18 protein-coding genes, 1 tRNA gene and 3 pseudogenes are annotated in these 12,010 nt (G+C 55.3%); 11 read left to right on the top strand and 11 right to left on the bottom strand.

Annotated features, from left to right (window positions below; translation table 11 throughout):
- The first annotated feature begins 20 nt into the window (after positions 1-20).
- The 5 genes and pseudogenes from Asbog_RS14690 to Asbog_RS14380 all read left to right on the top strand — a co-directional run bounded on the left by Asbog_RS14690 (position 21) and on the right by Asbog_RS14380 (position 4,734).
- Positions 21-677: pseudogene (locus Asbog_RS14690) on the top strand (IS6 family transposase).
- A gap of 168 nt (positions 678-845) precedes the next feature.
- Entirely contained in the window at positions 846-1,199 is a 354-nt protein-coding gene (locus Asbog_RS14810; RefSeq protein WP_083510761.1) for an immunity protein Imm33 domain-containing protein, read from the top strand.
- 105 nt (positions 1,200-1,304) lie between these two features.
- Positions 1,305-3,764 (top strand): hemagglutinin repeat-containing protein, encoded by a 2,460-nt coding sequence (locus Asbog_RS06875; protein ID WP_146926552.1) that lies wholly within the window; start codon positions 1,305-1,307, stop codon positions 3,762-3,764.
- A gap of 231 nt (positions 3,765-3,995) precedes the next feature.
- The gene (locus tag Asbog_RS06870) at positions 3,996-4,322 is read left to right on the top strand and encodes a hypothetical protein (RefSeq protein ID WP_146926554.1); all 327 of its coding nucleotides are present in this window, start codon (positions 3,996-3,998) and stop codon (positions 4,320-4,322) included.
- A gap of 10 nt (positions 4,323-4,332) precedes the next feature.
- Positions 4,333-4,734 (top strand): hypothetical protein, encoded by a 402-nt coding sequence (locus Asbog_RS14380; protein ID WP_146926557.1) that lies wholly within the window; start codon positions 4,333-4,335, stop codon positions 4,732-4,734.
- Between the two features lie 32 nt (positions 4,735-4,766).
- On the opposite strand, the gene Asbog_RS14740 is transcribed toward Asbog_RS14380, so the two are convergent.
- Positions 4,767-4,997 (bottom strand): RNA 2'-phosphotransferase, encoded by a 231-nt coding sequence (locus Asbog_RS14740; RefSeq protein WP_261763185.1) that lies wholly within the window; start codon positions 4,995-4,997, stop codon positions 4,767-4,769.
- The gene (locus Asbog_RS14735) at positions 4,963-5,283 is read right to left on the bottom strand and encodes an RNA 2'-phosphotransferase (protein ID WP_261763186.1); all 321 of its coding nucleotides are present in this window, start codon (positions 5,281-5,283) and stop codon (positions 4,963-4,965) included. The genes Asbog_RS14740 and Asbog_RS14735 overlap by 35 nt, the downstream gene beginning before the upstream one ends.
- Positions 5,284-5,399: 116 nt before the next feature.
- Here Asbog_RS14735 and Asbog_RS14685 point away from each other — a divergent pair.
- A pseudogene (locus Asbog_RS14685) lies at positions 5,400-5,546 on the top strand (IS6 family transposase); the annotation flags it as partial.
- 56 nt (positions 5,547-5,602) lie between these two features.
- Here the strand turns inward: Asbog_RS14685 and Asbog_RS14220 are convergent.
- From Asbog_RS14220 to Asbog_RS14505, 6 genes and pseudogenes are all read right to left on the bottom strand, one after another.
- A pseudogene (locus Asbog_RS14220) lies at positions 5,603-5,870 on the bottom strand (integrase core domain-containing protein); the annotation flags it as partial.
- A complete protein-coding gene (locus Asbog_RS06865) occupies positions 5,819-6,331 on the bottom strand; it encodes a phage terminase large subunit family protein (RefSeq protein WP_408735422.1) in 513 nt (170 codons plus the stop codon). The gene Asbog_RS06865 and the pseudogene Asbog_RS14220, both read right to left, overlap by 52 nt.
- 175 nt (positions 6,332-6,506) lie before the next feature.
- Positions 6,507-7,109, bottom strand: coding sequence for a helix-turn-helix domain-containing protein (locus Asbog_RS06860; protein ID WP_062164561.1), 603 nt, complete (start codon positions 7,107-7,109; stop codon positions 6,507-6,509).
- Between the two features lie 151 nt (positions 7,110-7,260).
- Positions 7,261-7,485 carry a hypothetical protein gene (locus tag Asbog_RS06855; protein WP_062164560.1) on the bottom strand — a complete coding sequence of 75 codons (225 nt, stop codon included), beginning with the start codon at positions 7,483-7,485 and terminating at the stop codon, positions 7,261-7,263.
- Positions 7,486-7,749: 264 nt separating this feature from the next.
- Entirely contained in the window at positions 7,750-8,139 is a 390-nt protein-coding gene (locus Asbog_RS06850) for a DUF6362 family protein (RefSeq protein ID WP_062164559.1), read from the bottom strand.
- A complete protein-coding gene (locus Asbog_RS14505) occupies positions 8,136-8,891 on the bottom strand; it encodes a hypothetical protein (RefSeq protein ID WP_171840672.1) in 756 nt (251 codons plus the stop codon). Before Asbog_RS14505 ends, Asbog_RS06850 begins: the two co-directional genes overlap by 4 nt.
- Positions 8,892-9,118: 227 nt before the next feature.
- Here Asbog_RS14505 and Asbog_RS14365 point away from each other — a divergent pair, with 227 nt between their 5' ends.
- The 5 genes from Asbog_RS14365 (at position 9,119) to Asbog_RS06825 (ending at position 10,933) form a co-directional block, all read left to right on the top strand.
- Positions 9,119-9,307 (top strand): hypothetical protein, encoded by a 189-nt coding sequence (locus tag Asbog_RS14365; RefSeq protein ID WP_146926562.1) that lies wholly within the window; start codon positions 9,119-9,121, stop codon positions 9,305-9,307.
- Positions 9,304-9,492, top strand: coding sequence for a hypothetical protein (locus Asbog_RS14360; protein WP_062164556.1), 189 nt, complete (start codon positions 9,304-9,306; stop codon positions 9,490-9,492). Before Asbog_RS14365 ends, Asbog_RS14360 begins: the two co-directional genes overlap by 4 nt.
- A gap of 46 nt (positions 9,493-9,538) precedes the next feature.
- Complete coding sequence (locus Asbog_RS14500) at positions 9,539-9,787, top strand: helix-turn-helix domain-containing protein (RefSeq protein WP_062164555.1); 249 nt, start codon at positions 9,539-9,541, stop codon at positions 9,785-9,787.
- Positions 9,702-10,046, top strand: a complete 345-nt coding sequence (locus Asbog_RS14780) for a helix-turn-helix domain-containing protein (protein WP_083510759.1) — start codon at positions 9,702-9,704, stop codon at positions 10,044-10,046. Before Asbog_RS14500 ends, Asbog_RS14780 begins: the two co-directional genes overlap by 86 nt.
- Before the next feature lie 140 nt (positions 10,047-10,186).
- Positions 10,187-10,933, top strand: coding sequence for a tyrosine-type recombinase/integrase (locus Asbog_RS06825; RefSeq protein ID WP_062164554.1), 747 nt, complete (start codon positions 10,187-10,189; stop codon positions 10,931-10,933).
- Positions 10,934-10,991: 58 nt separating this feature from the next.
- Here the strand turns inward: Asbog_RS06825 and Asbog_RS06820 are convergent.
- The 3 genes from Asbog_RS06820 to Asbog_RS06810 all read right to left on the bottom strand — a co-directional run bounded on the left by Asbog_RS06820 (position 10,992) and on the right by Asbog_RS06810 (position 11,988).
- Positions 10,992-11,067: transfer RNA gene (locus Asbog_RS06820), tRNA-Glu, on the bottom strand.
- A 57-nt stretch (positions 11,068-11,124) separates the two neighbouring features.
- Entirely contained in the window at positions 11,125-11,502 is a 378-nt protein-coding gene (locus tag Asbog_RS06815; RefSeq protein WP_062164553.1) for a histidine triad nucleotide-binding protein, read from the bottom strand.
- Between the two features lie 3 nt (positions 11,503-11,505).
- Entirely contained in the window at positions 11,506-11,988 is a 483-nt protein-coding gene (locus tag Asbog_RS06810; protein WP_083510757.1) for a phosphoribosyl-ATP diphosphatase, read from the bottom strand.
- Between the last annotated feature and the right edge of the window lie 22 nt (positions 11,989-12,010).

The following is a 12,010-nucleotide window of genomic DNA, read 5'->3' as shown; positions in this document are numbered from 1 at the left end:
GGCACTGATTTCCTCGTGAGCTGATCGCTCATGCGGTATGGCTGTATTTTCGCTCCCCCTTGAGCTTTCGTCTTGTCGAAGAAATGCAGTTCGAGCGGGGTATAGTCGTCCCATATGAGACGATCCGTCGGTGGAGCCTGAAGTTGGGCACAGCTCCCGCACGCTCCCTGCATCGCAAGGCAACAAGACCGGATGATATCTGGCATCTGGATGAGGTGCGGGTCATGATCCGTGGCAAGCCTCACTGGCTGTGGCGCGTAGTCGATCAGGAGGGTATTATTCTCGATGAGATCCTGCAGACCCGCCGGAACATCAAAGCAGCCAGACGTCTGTTGACCTAGCTTGTGAAATGGCAGGGGGTGCGCCCCTGTTACATGATAACTGACATGCTGAAATTCTATGGCGCAGCAAGACGCAGACTTGGTCTCGCGATCCGGCATCTCTCGCTTCAGGGGCTGAACAACCGGGCGGAGAACAGTCATCTTCCCTTGCGAAAACGCGAACGTATCATGCAGAAGTTCCGTTCACCGGGCGGGTGTCAGCGCTTCGTTTCTGTCTTTTCAGCCATCCGAAATCTCTTCGTCCCATCCGCCTCCATCACCACTGCTGTTTCCCGGCACATCCATCGTATCAAGGCCTTCGCTCAGTGGGGCAGCGCGACCGCCCCCAGCCCCTGAAGATCTCTTTCTCGGGCATCGCTTACATCACATCAGTTAACGTGACAGCACCTATTGAAAAGCAGACTTAGATTGATGCAGTTCAACCTCACTGTCCTACCTGTTCGAGAATCCAAGGTGGACAATTAAGCGTCTTTTCACGTCAGACGAAAGAAAATTGGGGTTAAAATGATCTTAGATGTGATGCAGCGGAATATATGTGAAAAATACGATTCGGGTTTCTTTCCACCATTGAAAAACGACAAGATAGGAATAAGTAGAAATGTTAGAGAAGGGGCTAGGCCATTAAATGGACTTCGAATAAAATCTGACGGAAATACTTCAGGATGGTATGTTTGGGGTGGAATGGAAATGTTGAATGATGATGATTTTTTTCTTCCTCTGCATTATTCCCATATTCCGTCATGGGAAAAGCTAATCATTCCGTACCTCGCCTTGGCTCCTGGATGGAGATTTTTAATAACGGAAACTTACGAAGATGTATGGTTCGATTCCGATACATTTCAAAGTGTTTTACGTTAAACGCTATAGTTTTCATGGGGTAAAGTAGACAGTTTCTCTGCATGCACTGCACTTGAGCAAAAGGCATCTCTGACGCAGAACATCGTCTGGTATGTGCCGGTTCAGGTGAATGGTGCGACGGTGCTGGCGCCGAAGCTCTATCTGGCGCCGGGCAATGTGGCGCTGACAGGCGGCACGATTGCGGCGAAAGACGTGTCGCTTGCGGGCGCGAGCGTCAATAACAGCGGGACGATATCGGGCAGCAACAGCCTGAGCATTCTGGCGCGCAATGGCGACATTACCAATACGGGCACGCTGGCAGGTGGCTCGGTCAGCCTGGTGGCGCAGAACGGGTCGATCATCAACAGCGCCACGCTGAACGATTATCTGGTCAATGGCGGCAATCAGGGCCAGCTGGGCTCGGTCGGCACGATCTCGGCGAGCGGTGCGGCGTCCCTCTCGGCAAGCAATGACATTACCTTCAATGGCGGCCGCCTGAGTTCGGGTGGTGATCTGTCGATGCTGGCGGGCAACAGCCTGACGCTGGAGGCCACGAAGACGCAGAGCGAGGCGAGTGCCTCGCATCATGTGGCAGGGATCTCGCTGAGCAGCCAGGGCGCGCAGGGGACGCTGGGCTATGGCATGCGCGATGATAAATCATCGTCTTCGAGCACGGTCTGGACCCCGTCGGTACTGGCGTCTCTGGGCGGGAATGTTGCGCTCAATGCGGGCAAGGCCATCACGATAGACGGCTCGGCATTGTCGGCGGCGAATGACCTGACGCTCTCGGGCTCGTCCATCTCGCTGCTGGCCAAGGAGAACAGTCTCACCCAGAGCATGGCGCATAAGGAGAAATCCATCGGCGCCAGTATCGGGCTCTCGCCAACATCCATTATGGGGCAGGTGGTCAATACCGGGCTTGCTGCAAGTCAGACATCCGGCAAGGGCAGTGGGACGCTTGCTGCGCTGAATGCGATGCAGGGCGCGGCGATTATTGCCACCTCGATCATAAATGGAGGCGAAGCCGTTGCGGGCAATATTGTGGGCGTACGCCAATCCGTAGGCTCGTCGTCGCTGCACCAGTCGAGCACCGAGACGCAGACCCATGCCGTTGGTTCGACGCTCAATGCGGGGAACACGCTTTCTGTCGTGGCGCGTGGCGATAATACAGCGGATGCGCAAAACGGTTCCCTGAGCGCAACAGCCTCCAGCCTGTCGGGCAAGAACGTGGTCCTTGCTGCCAGCAAGGACATCACGCTGCAGGCGGGCTGGGATACGACGCATAGCGAAAGCGATATGAAGTCGAAATCGGTATCAGTCGGCCTCGATGTTGGTGTAGGGACTGGCTTTGTTACTGCGAGCCTGAGTGCATCGTTTGGCAAGCAGACGCAGCATGTGGTTTCCGACAGCGCAACGGCAGTCAACACGACGGTAACGGGCGCGCAGAGTGTGACGATTGCGAGCCCTGGCAGCGTGACGCTGAACGGTGCGACGGTCACGGCCCCGCGTATCGATCTGTCAGCCGGCAGCCTGAACATCACGAGCCCGCAGAACACGTCCGATTATCGCAGCGCGGCAAGTCAGAGCGGTGGCCAACTGTGTGTTGGCTACAAGACCGGTATTGGTGGCAGTGGACTTAACCAGAACGTCACAGACCATTTTGCCACAACAGGCCCAACCCTGTCGGGATTGTATGCGGGGGAGAACGGGATCGGTGTGGACGTGTCCGGTCAGACCAGCCTGACGGCAGGGGTTATCGACAGCCAGGCGGAAGCGGCGGAGAACCACTTCGACACGGGCAGCCTCGTCGCGAACAGCGTGACGAATGTATCGCAGTGGAAGGCGACGCAGACAGGCATGTCGATGAGCCTTGGCACGGATATGCTGGGCAGCACGATGGGCATATTGGGCGCGGTCGGCACCAACCTCGCCTCGGGTGCATCGGGCATGATGGGTGGTGGTCGCGCGCATCACGAGACGAGCGAGAGCCAGTCTGCGATCAGCGGGAATATCACGGTCAGTGCCGGGAGTATCACGGGCCATTACACCACGGACGTCTCAAAGGCCAATGCGGCGCTGGATAACGCGTTTGATGCAAAGAAGCTGAGCAATCAGCTCCATGCCCAGAGGCTGGGTAGCCAGCTGGCCGGAGAGATTGGCGGGCTTGTTGCCGATCAATTGGAAAAGGCTGGCGTCGCTGGCTTTGGCGAGGAAGGTATCGCAAACAGTTACGGGCGTATCACGCTTGAAACAGCGGCGAATACAGCCGTGGCCGCTGTCTCAGGGAGTAATATTGGCGCAGCTGCGGCAGGGACCGCAGCAGGCGGCCTTGCAACATCGGCGACGCTGGATAGCGTGGCCTGGTGGGCACTCGATCAAACAAATGGTGACGTAGCGACCGCCCTTCCTTTGACCGCCGCGATCGAGAATATTATCGCGTCCGGCGCAGGCGCGTTAGGTGGCATTGTAGGCGGCAACACGTCGGGCAATACAGGCATTAATGCACTGAATGGTGCAGGCGAAGCCGCTGCGGTTGAACAATACAACATGGCGAGCCTCAAGCTCCTAAAACTGTTCGTGAAGTGAGCTGCCGAAAGAGAAGCGGCTAAGGTTGCAGAAAAGGCTGTTGGGAAAGAGATCGCCAAAACCGAGAAAGCTGCCTCGAAGAATGTTGCGCATGACGGCGAGAGCGCCGAAGAGGATGTAACTTCTGCAGAGACTAAGCCAAATGTAGGTAAGGATGAAAACGCGAAGCCAGATATAGATCGCATAAAAACCGATGGGATTGGCTTTCTGGAGGATGCTGCCTTCGCTCAGGTGAAATTAAAGGGTGGAAAAACCTTCAGTACAGATGGGATCAAAAAATATTCCGCAATGGTCGGGAGGGAAATCAGAACAGTCGCTGATTTGACAGCTGCTATAAAGGAAGGCAAAATCAACCCTTCAGATATAGAAATCAATTATGTCATCGCTGACGGAAAGGCAGTTATTGCTAATACAAGAACTTCTACAGCGCTGGCCAACGCTGGAGTTCCTATTAGCCAATGGAATGGCGTCAACGTTAGCGGTCGCATCGTTTATACAGATAAAACATTCGATGAACTCGTCAGAGACCAGATGGCGAATAAAAAAGGGCTCCAGTAAATATGGATAATTGGAAATAAAAAAAGAAATATTAGATTCAAACAATTATTATGATGATGGGTCTGAGGATGGATTTGAATACGAATTTAAAGATGGATTGCTGAATTTCAAAATCTTTTCCAGTGACACTAAAGTAGTATCATTGATGTTTCATGGTTGTTGTTATCAGTATATTTCTCCCATTCCTGGTTATACTCCATTCAAAATAGGCGGGCTGTCGTCTAAAGATACGACGCGCTCTAGCGTTGTTTATGAAATAGAGAATGGGGACCTTTTAGAAAAGGCTAGAGAAATATGTTTAAATTTAAACATGAGGTTTTTAGATAAACAATTTTTTATGTATTTATCTGACTCAGAGATAGTATTAGATGTTGTTGCCGGAAGGTTTTCTTTCAAATTAACCAATATTTAGTTAGGTTATTTAGTGCATGAATATTGGTTAATTTACGTATTTTCACAGTGTTCATTAATCAATAAATAAATAGGTGGAACGAAATCTGTGAGCCATACATTATTTTCCGATTTAACAAAAAGATATCCATCACGGTTCATCTGTTCCGTATTGACATCTAGGACTACGGCATCACCGTGTCTCTGCCCCACATGATAGGCAACTGTTCGATCGACAGATAAATGTACTTTATGTCGCCGGCCGGGCTTTAATCCCTCTCTCAAAATAGATTTGATATTCTTCTTTGCTGTGCCATGCCACAATTTTTCGGGGGGGGATGCTAGTCGGTATCCCAAGATCAATAGCTAGAGAATGACCCTGCGCTGCTCGGATACAATGTCCATCCGATGAAAGTGTGAAACGTTGCTTATCACTTTTCTCTATAATTTTCAGCAGCATCGGTCGATCCAAGGAATAACCTACTTCCGACGCTGACCGAAGTAATTCGTCTATATTGGCCCATCCTGCGTTATCAAGAGTAATATCAATCCTCTCAGGTTCATGGCGCAAAACTAGAGACAGGAATCTTGATATTTTTTATAGTACATTCCTATTACTGCGTATCATAACCCGAAGTAAAGTCAAGTGGTGATGTCGCGTTAACTGTGACGTGTTAGACAGGAGTGATGAAAGCGTCATCTATGATCTACAAACGATACCGATTTCCTTGTGAGCTGATTGCGCATGCGGTACGGCTTTATTTTCGCTTCCCCCTGAGCTTTCGTCTTGTCGAAGAAATGCTGCTCGAGTGGGGTATAGTCGTCTCATATGATAGGTGCCCCCCCCTTCGGACAGTTTTGGGGGCCTGATAAGCTATAGCCGGTTGTTGTCATGCTGCCGCCTTGACGGCGTTACTGTTGGGCACTGGGTTCGGAATCAACCCCGAACGCCAGTGGCGTCGGCGTGTCATGATACGCCTCGTCGGGCGTTCGTCCAGCAAATGCCGGATGCGGACGTTCCGCGTTGTAATGCGCGATCCATGAAGTAAGCCCGGTCCGCAGTTCCGATCCGGTCTCGTAGGTGTGCAGATAGATGCATTCGTATCTCAGAGATCGCCAAAGGCGCTCGATAAAGACGTTATCGAGCCACCGGCCGCGTGCCCGTTGGCGCGGTCTGGATGGCTTTCTGCCAGCAGCATGCTCTTCTGCCCGAGTGTCTCGCGACGGATCGAGGCAAAGGCGCAGGGATCGCCGAGATTGGCCGGATAGGCGTCGATCTCGGTCATAATGATGCGCGGGGCAGATTTGTTGATCAGATTGTTATAGGCCGCCGCGAGGAATTCGATCCACATCGCGAGGAAGCGCTCGAATTTGAGCGAGTTGTCGACCGGCCGCAGACCGAGCTTTTCCTTAACCTGCGGATGCAGATCGATCATGGGCGCGATCTCGCGCTTGACGTAGCTTTCGATCATATCGTCGGTCTGGGCATAGACGAGGAAATCTGCCGGATCGACATCGACAGATTTCAGGATCCAGTTCTGCCCGATCGTGGTCTTGCCCGAGCGGGCAGGACCGACGACAGCTACGTTCAGGAAGCGCAGTTCATCGAGCGCTTCCATGGGGCCAACTAGGAACGGGGCTTCATCGTGGTTCCACCGCCCGACATAGCCACCGCCACGGTTGTCGAGAATGCGATGCTTGGACGCATAATCGGCGGTGTTGATCCGCTCGGGCGGCAGATAGGCCTTGATGGCCTCGGCAAGGATCAGGCGTGGATCGGCAAACAGCACATCGTCAGGCGAGGTGTCGCTGTCGCTCATGATCGGTGTCGGCTTCCTGTTTCAACGTGTCGAGAACGGCGGTAACTGACTTGCGCTGCGTGTCGGCCAGATCGGCCTCGGCTTTGCGCAACACGGCCTCTGGCCAGTCCTGCTCGCGCGCCAGGCGACGCAGAAGCATGCCGGTGTCACGCGAGAGCGTGGCGAAGGCCGATGAGAACATGTCCTGTAGCTGCTCAGCGACCACGAGCTTGCCGCAGCGCTCGGCTTCCTTGCGCTTGAGTTCACGCAGTCGCCAGATATCGATCTGCTCTTTGGCCGACACCGTGCCCAACGAACGCGGCTGTTCCTCGGGTTCGAAAAGCTCATCGAATTGCAACTGGAGCCGTTCAAGCTGCTCATCGCGTCCGGCGCTCTTGCGCTGCTCTTCCTCTTGCCGCGCTGCGAGGAAGTCGAAGACGGCGTGAGGATCGAAGCGCCAGCTTTTGCCGTTGGTGCCGCGATCCACGAAAGGGAAATCAGGCCAGCGGTCGAGCCAGTTGGTCAGCGTTGGCAGCGAGACCTTGAGACGCTTGGCCATTTCGGCCTTGTTGAGCGCCACGCCGGGCGATGCTTCCATGCTTTCCCCCTTGGACAACAACAACCCTGATTTGATTTTACTGAAAAAGTGTCTCTGACCGGGGTGCGAATAACCCCCGGCAGGGGGCCTTGCCAGGAGGGACCCAACAATTCTGCGTCACCCCAGCAGCGGATACACTGGCAGCCCGAGGTCAGCGATCTGAATGGTCGTAGTAGGTGACGACGCTGTTCTGCTCTTCCATCCAGCCCATGAGCAAGGCATTTGCCGCGTTAATGTCTCTGCCTGTCATGACCATGTTCCCGTCGCCTTGATCGGCGAGTTGCGCGTCAAGCCCACCATTCCTAAAGGCGGCGTTGACAGCCTCTACAGTCAATTCGGCTGGCCGCTGAATCTTTGGCGTTGTACTGTTTTCCATTCGCTCGTTCTTCCTTATTTGCAAGCAGTATCAACAACCCGGTGAGTCTCAACTTTCAAGTCAGACTGCAACACAAATGCGAGAGTTAGAGCATCGAGGGAGGCGCACCGATCAGAGAGAAATAGGCATAAAAAAAGACGCCTGCCCGATTGGGTAAGCGTCTCGCAAGTATGGTTCTCACATATCTGCAAATTGGAAAGATCGGAAAGAGGAAGATGCATTTGGCTGGATTTTTTTTGCAATGACGGTACAGGCACGTTGATGCTACGCCTTTGCAGTGACGTGCGACGTGCCAAGTTCATCGCCGATCTTCCGCCATTCCCACTTATGGCGCCCCGAAATCCGATGCACGATCAGGCGCATGTTGACCACGGTGCGCAGCCTGCGGTCTTCGATCATAGGCACCCAGGTTAGAACGATATCGGGCCGTTCAACCTGATCGGCAGTAGGCCGGGGCAGGAAGTCATCGCTCTCACGATCCCAACCGAGATCTTCCAGATCACGCACATAGTCGGGCCACGTGCTACCAGCCCCGGCAGGACGCAGCCCGGTCGCGGGAAGGGCCGCAAGCGTCAGGGCAGCCTCATCCAGCCATTCGCCCACCTGCTCGGGCAGGCTGCGGTCAGGATCGAAACGCAACGGCATCTTGCTCATGCGGCCTCCCTTGCACGGTCGAGGTATTCCGCACGGTTTGGGATAGGTGCATTGACTGCCCCAGCAGCGCCAGAGACCACGCGCTCGCGCCATGCGTCCATGTCCCGCTTCCAAGCGCGATCGGCTTCGATTTCATACTCGCTCATGAGCGCTTCAGGCACATCACGGTTTCCAATGGCCGTACCGATCGCCTTGCCGAAATAGCCAAGATGGCTGATCGAGGCCCCCTTGCTGCGCTGTCGCTCCGAAACTGATTCGACAACCCCGAGGATCAGGCGCTCGGCTTCATCGACACTCAGCCCGGCACGCAGCGCATCAGCTGACCACTGGCGGACAATGTGGAAGTTGCCCAGGTTTCTGACAGGGTCAAAGCCTGCCGCCTCGAAAGCCTTGGGGCCGATACGCTTGAAGGCCGCATCGATCTGTTCGTCGCTCACCTGCACCCCAAGCTTAGCTTTATCTTCTAAGCTTATATTATCAGCTAAGCTAAGCTTATCGCGCGTGTAGGAGGCTTGGGTTTTGCCTTGGGTTTCCTGCGACACTTTTTTCCCTCCCGAAATCGGCATCATGGCGGTGCGTTGGCGTGGGTCGCGCTGCGGTGACGGATTGGTATTTTTCGGCGGTCTTCCGCCCTTTTTGCCGTTCACGCGCGAGGCAACGGCGCGTCGCGTCGGCTGCAGTGTTTCAGGCAGACCAACCAGCCCGCTTGCCGCATCGTAGGTTATCAGCCGGGATACGGCGTAGGTTTGCATGTAGGTTTCAAGCTGGGTTTCCGACACGTGAAACCGGAAGCGCGCAAGCGTCGCGAGATCGGGTGCGCCATCCTTGCCGGCATGCAGGATGCCATCAGCACCATATTCCAGAATGGCCGTGCCGCATTCTTGAGTTCATCAGCACGCTCAAGCAATGGGCATGCCTGTGGCCGTGCGGTGGTATCGAAACCTTTGCCCCGGACGACAGGCGCCGGCGCGTCGTATTCATGCGCCCGGAGGAAGCCTACGCGGTGCATCAGAAACACCCGCTGGTGGATATTTCGCTCAACGAGCAAACGCTCAAGCTGCGTTTTCGCAGGCCAAGCGAAACGCCCGGCACAATCAATGCCGAACCTGCATTGCGGCGAGCCTGTCACCTGCCCATGACGGGGCGCCACAAGGAACAAGCCGCATGAGCGATAACGCCTGGAATGCCCTCTATCTCGCCACCGCCATTACGATGGTGATCCTGTGGTTCGCGACGACTGAAGTCCGAAGCTACCTGCGGCGCCGTGATCTACGCGTCCAGCTTAGGCTGCTCGACCACCTGCAAGCACTCAGCTGCCAGCATCAGCACACGAAACAAGGAAAGGCCCAATGACTGACCCCACCCCTTCAACCGCCTCTTAAACGAGCGGGTGCGTCGGATGATCGTCTCACGAGGGCGAACGCAGGAGAGCGTAGCTATCGAGGCCGGGATTTCCACGAGCACGCTGAGCTTCCTGATTAGGGGCCAGAACAGCACCATCAACACGGTCCTTAGCGTCTTGGCCACGCTCAAGGCTCCGCCCGAGGTCATGGCCGAGATCTATGCCAACTTTGTGGAGCATCGGAAGGAGAGGGCGGATGGGTGCGGGATTGCCTCGGCTGCTTACCGTCAAGAAAGCAGCCTCTGAGATAGACGTTTGTCCTGAGACGGTGCGCCGGGCCATCCGGGCTGGGAAGCTGGCAGCCTATCGCAGGCCGGGCGGATACCGCGTCTCAACAACTGACCTTCAAGCCTACATGGACACCTACCATTGCCCCGCATCAGAAATGATAAGCCCCACCTGGAATTACGTCGCGGCAAATGGGCGATCGTCTGGTGGGAAGAAGGACAGAGAAAACGACTTTCGACTGGCACAGAGGACGAGAAACGCGCTCGCCAAGCGCTAGCAGACTTCGAGGGAGCGCTTGAAAAGGCGCCCCTCAAGATGGCTGTGTCTGAGTGTTTATCATGATATGTCGAAAGCCGAAGGGGGAAGGTATCGGCGCTGAAGCGTCTTGAAGGAGCCACCGTACCGCTCGAAGAGGCATTGGGCCATCTTCGCATCGATCAGATCGGCCAGAAGCGTTGGGACACGTTCGCCGCAGGTCGTTTCAAGAAACGTGGAGAGGCAAATGTCCCGATCTCACCCGGAACACTGCGCCGCGAGCTCAACGTCTTGCGGGCTGCGCTGCGCCGGGCGTGGAAAGACGGTTATCTCGTCAGGCCACCCGAGATCGAGCCGCCACGTGATAGCGCCCCGCGTGACCGATTCCTGGCCAAGGTGGAAGCCCGACGCTTGATAGACGCTGCGCAGACCCCGCATGTTCGGCTGTTCATGGCCCTGGCCATCTACACCGGCGCGCGCAAGGGCTCGATTCTGGCGCTCACCTGGGACCGGGTCCATTGGACCACGAACATGATCGACTTTCAGGAACCGGGCCGTGCCTTGACGCGCAAGCGCCGCGCAACCGTGCCAATGACCAAGGCGCTGCGCGAGGAAATGGAGGCAGCGTTTGATGAAAGGAATGGCGACTATGTCGTGAACTGGCACGGCAAGCCGATCCCGACCGGGTTGCGCTGGTCCTTCAACAAGGCTTGCGAAAGAGCAGGGCTGACATGGAAGCCAACGCCCCATCACCTGAAGCACTCTCTGGCGTCATGGTTCAAGATGGACGGCGTGCCGATTGATCAGACCTCAGACTGGCTGGCCACTGATCCGCAGACATTGCGTCGCGTCTATCGGAAGTTCGACCCGTCATACCTGGAGAACATTGCGGAGGGCTTTAAGTTGTAGTGGTCCATGTGGACCGCTACTATGCCTGTGGATAACAGAGAAAACTCAATGTTATCAATGGCGTCCCATAGGGGATTCGAACCCCTGTTGCCGCCGTGAGAGGGCGGTGTCCTAGGCCTCTAGACGAATGGGACGAGGCGAGGTGCGTTCTATGATACCGAACGAAACCCCGCAAGAGGGAAAATGCAAATCTAGCGAACTAATTTCGCGCTTAGCTTCTCGCCAGCCAGAAGATGCAGGTGATAATGGGGTACTTCCTGCCCCGCATCGCCGCCAGCGTTGCTGATCAATCGATACCCCTTCTCGGATACATCAAGTGCCGCAGCAACTTCCGAGATTGCCCGTGCAAATCCGGCAATCTCCGCAACGGATGCATGCAAGCCGAAATCCTGTGCACTGACATAGTGCCCCTTGGGAATAATCAGCACATGCACGGGGGCTTGTGGCGCGATGTCCGGAAAGGCGAGGGCAAAGTCATCTTCGTAGATCGGCTTGACCGGAATCTCCCCGCGCAAAATCTTCGCGAAGATGTTTTGCGGGTCGTATGGAAGGCGCAAGTCAACAGCCATCGGTCAGACTCCCGGCTCGACAGGACGTGAGGCCTTTTCCTCAACACCGCTCATAGCCTCCCGGCGGCGTAACTCTTGCCATACATCATGCGGTGTGACGCCAGCGTCCACCCACATCACAATGAGATGGTAGAGCACATCCGCACTTTCACTGACGAGCTCTGATGGTTTGCCAGCAACCGCCTCGATAAGACACTCGACAGCTTCTTCACCAAACTTCTGGGCAATCTTCTTGCGCCCACGCGAGAGAAGTCGCGCCGAATGGCTCAATGATGGATCGGTACCTCGACGGGACTCAACGGTAGCAAACAGACGATCGAGAACCTGCGCATCAATCGGGCTCAGATCAGCTACGGGCTTTTTGACGGCGTTTTTCTTGCCCTGCGCTTTCTTCGTGCTCTCACTCTTGGGCGCAGCGTTCTTGACGCCCTTCTTTCCGGCGCCTCCTTCGGTCTTGCGGGTCGTCCGTTTAGTGGCAAGCGCCATGATCGTCATCCGTCTGAAATCA

Origin of the sequence: Asaia bogorensis NBRC 16594 (assembly GCF_001547995.1) — a bacterium.
Lineage (GTDB): Bacteria > Pseudomonadota > Alphaproteobacteria > Acetobacterales > Acetobacteraceae > Asaia > Asaia bogorensis.
Note: the sequence above shows the minus strand (reverse complement) of the source record. Positions and strands in the feature narration are given on the sequence as shown.

Excerpts from the sequence above, each read along its gene's own strand:
- Asbog_RS14505 (WP_171840672.1), bottom strand. The coding sequence starts at position 8,891 with ATGCAAACCTACGCCGTATCCCGGCTGATAACCTACGATGCGGCAAGC.
- Asbog_RS06865 (WP_408735422.1), bottom strand. The coding sequence starts at position 6,331 with ATGGAAGCGCTCGATGAACTGCGCTTCCTGAACGTAGCTGTCGTCGGT.
- Asbog_RS06815 (WP_062164553.1), bottom strand. The coding sequence starts at position 11,502 with ATGGCTGTTGACTTGCGCCTTCCATACGACCCGCAAAACATCTTCGCG.
- Asbog_RS14500 (WP_062164555.1), top strand. The coding sequence starts at position 9,539 with ATGATCGTCTCACGAGGGCGAACGCAGGAGAGCGTAGCTATCGAGGCC.
- Asbog_RS06855 (WP_062164560.1), bottom strand. The coding sequence starts at position 7,485 with ATGGAAAACAGTACAACGCCAAAGATTCAGCGGCCAGCCGAATTGACT.
- Asbog_RS14365 (WP_146926562.1), top strand. The coding sequence starts at position 9,119 with ATGCGCCCGGAGGAAGCCTACGCGGTGCATCAGAAACACCCGCTGGTG.
- Asbog_RS06860 (WP_062164561.1), bottom strand. The coding sequence starts at position 7,109 with ATGGAAGCATCGCCCGGCGTGGCGCTCAACAAGGCCGAAATGGCCAAG.
- Asbog_RS06810 (WP_083510757.1), bottom strand. The coding sequence starts at position 11,988 with ATGGCGCTTGCCACTAAACGGACGACCCGCAAGACCGAAGGAGGCGCC.
- Asbog_RS06850 (WP_062164559.1), bottom strand. The coding sequence starts at position 8,139 with ATGAGCAAGATGCCGTTGCGTTTCGATCCTGACCGCAGCCTGCCCGAG.
- Asbog_RS14810 (WP_083510761.1), top strand. The coding sequence starts at position 846 with ATGATCTTAGATGTGATGCAGCGGAATATATGTGAAAAATACGATTCG.
- Asbog_RS14360 (WP_062164556.1), top strand. The coding sequence starts at position 9,304 with ATGAGCGATAACGCCTGGAATGCCCTCTATCTCGCCACCGCCATTACG.
- Asbog_RS14780 (WP_083510759.1), top strand. The coding sequence starts at position 9,702 with ATGCCAACTTTGTGGAGCATCGGAAGGAGAGGGCGGATGGGTGCGGGA.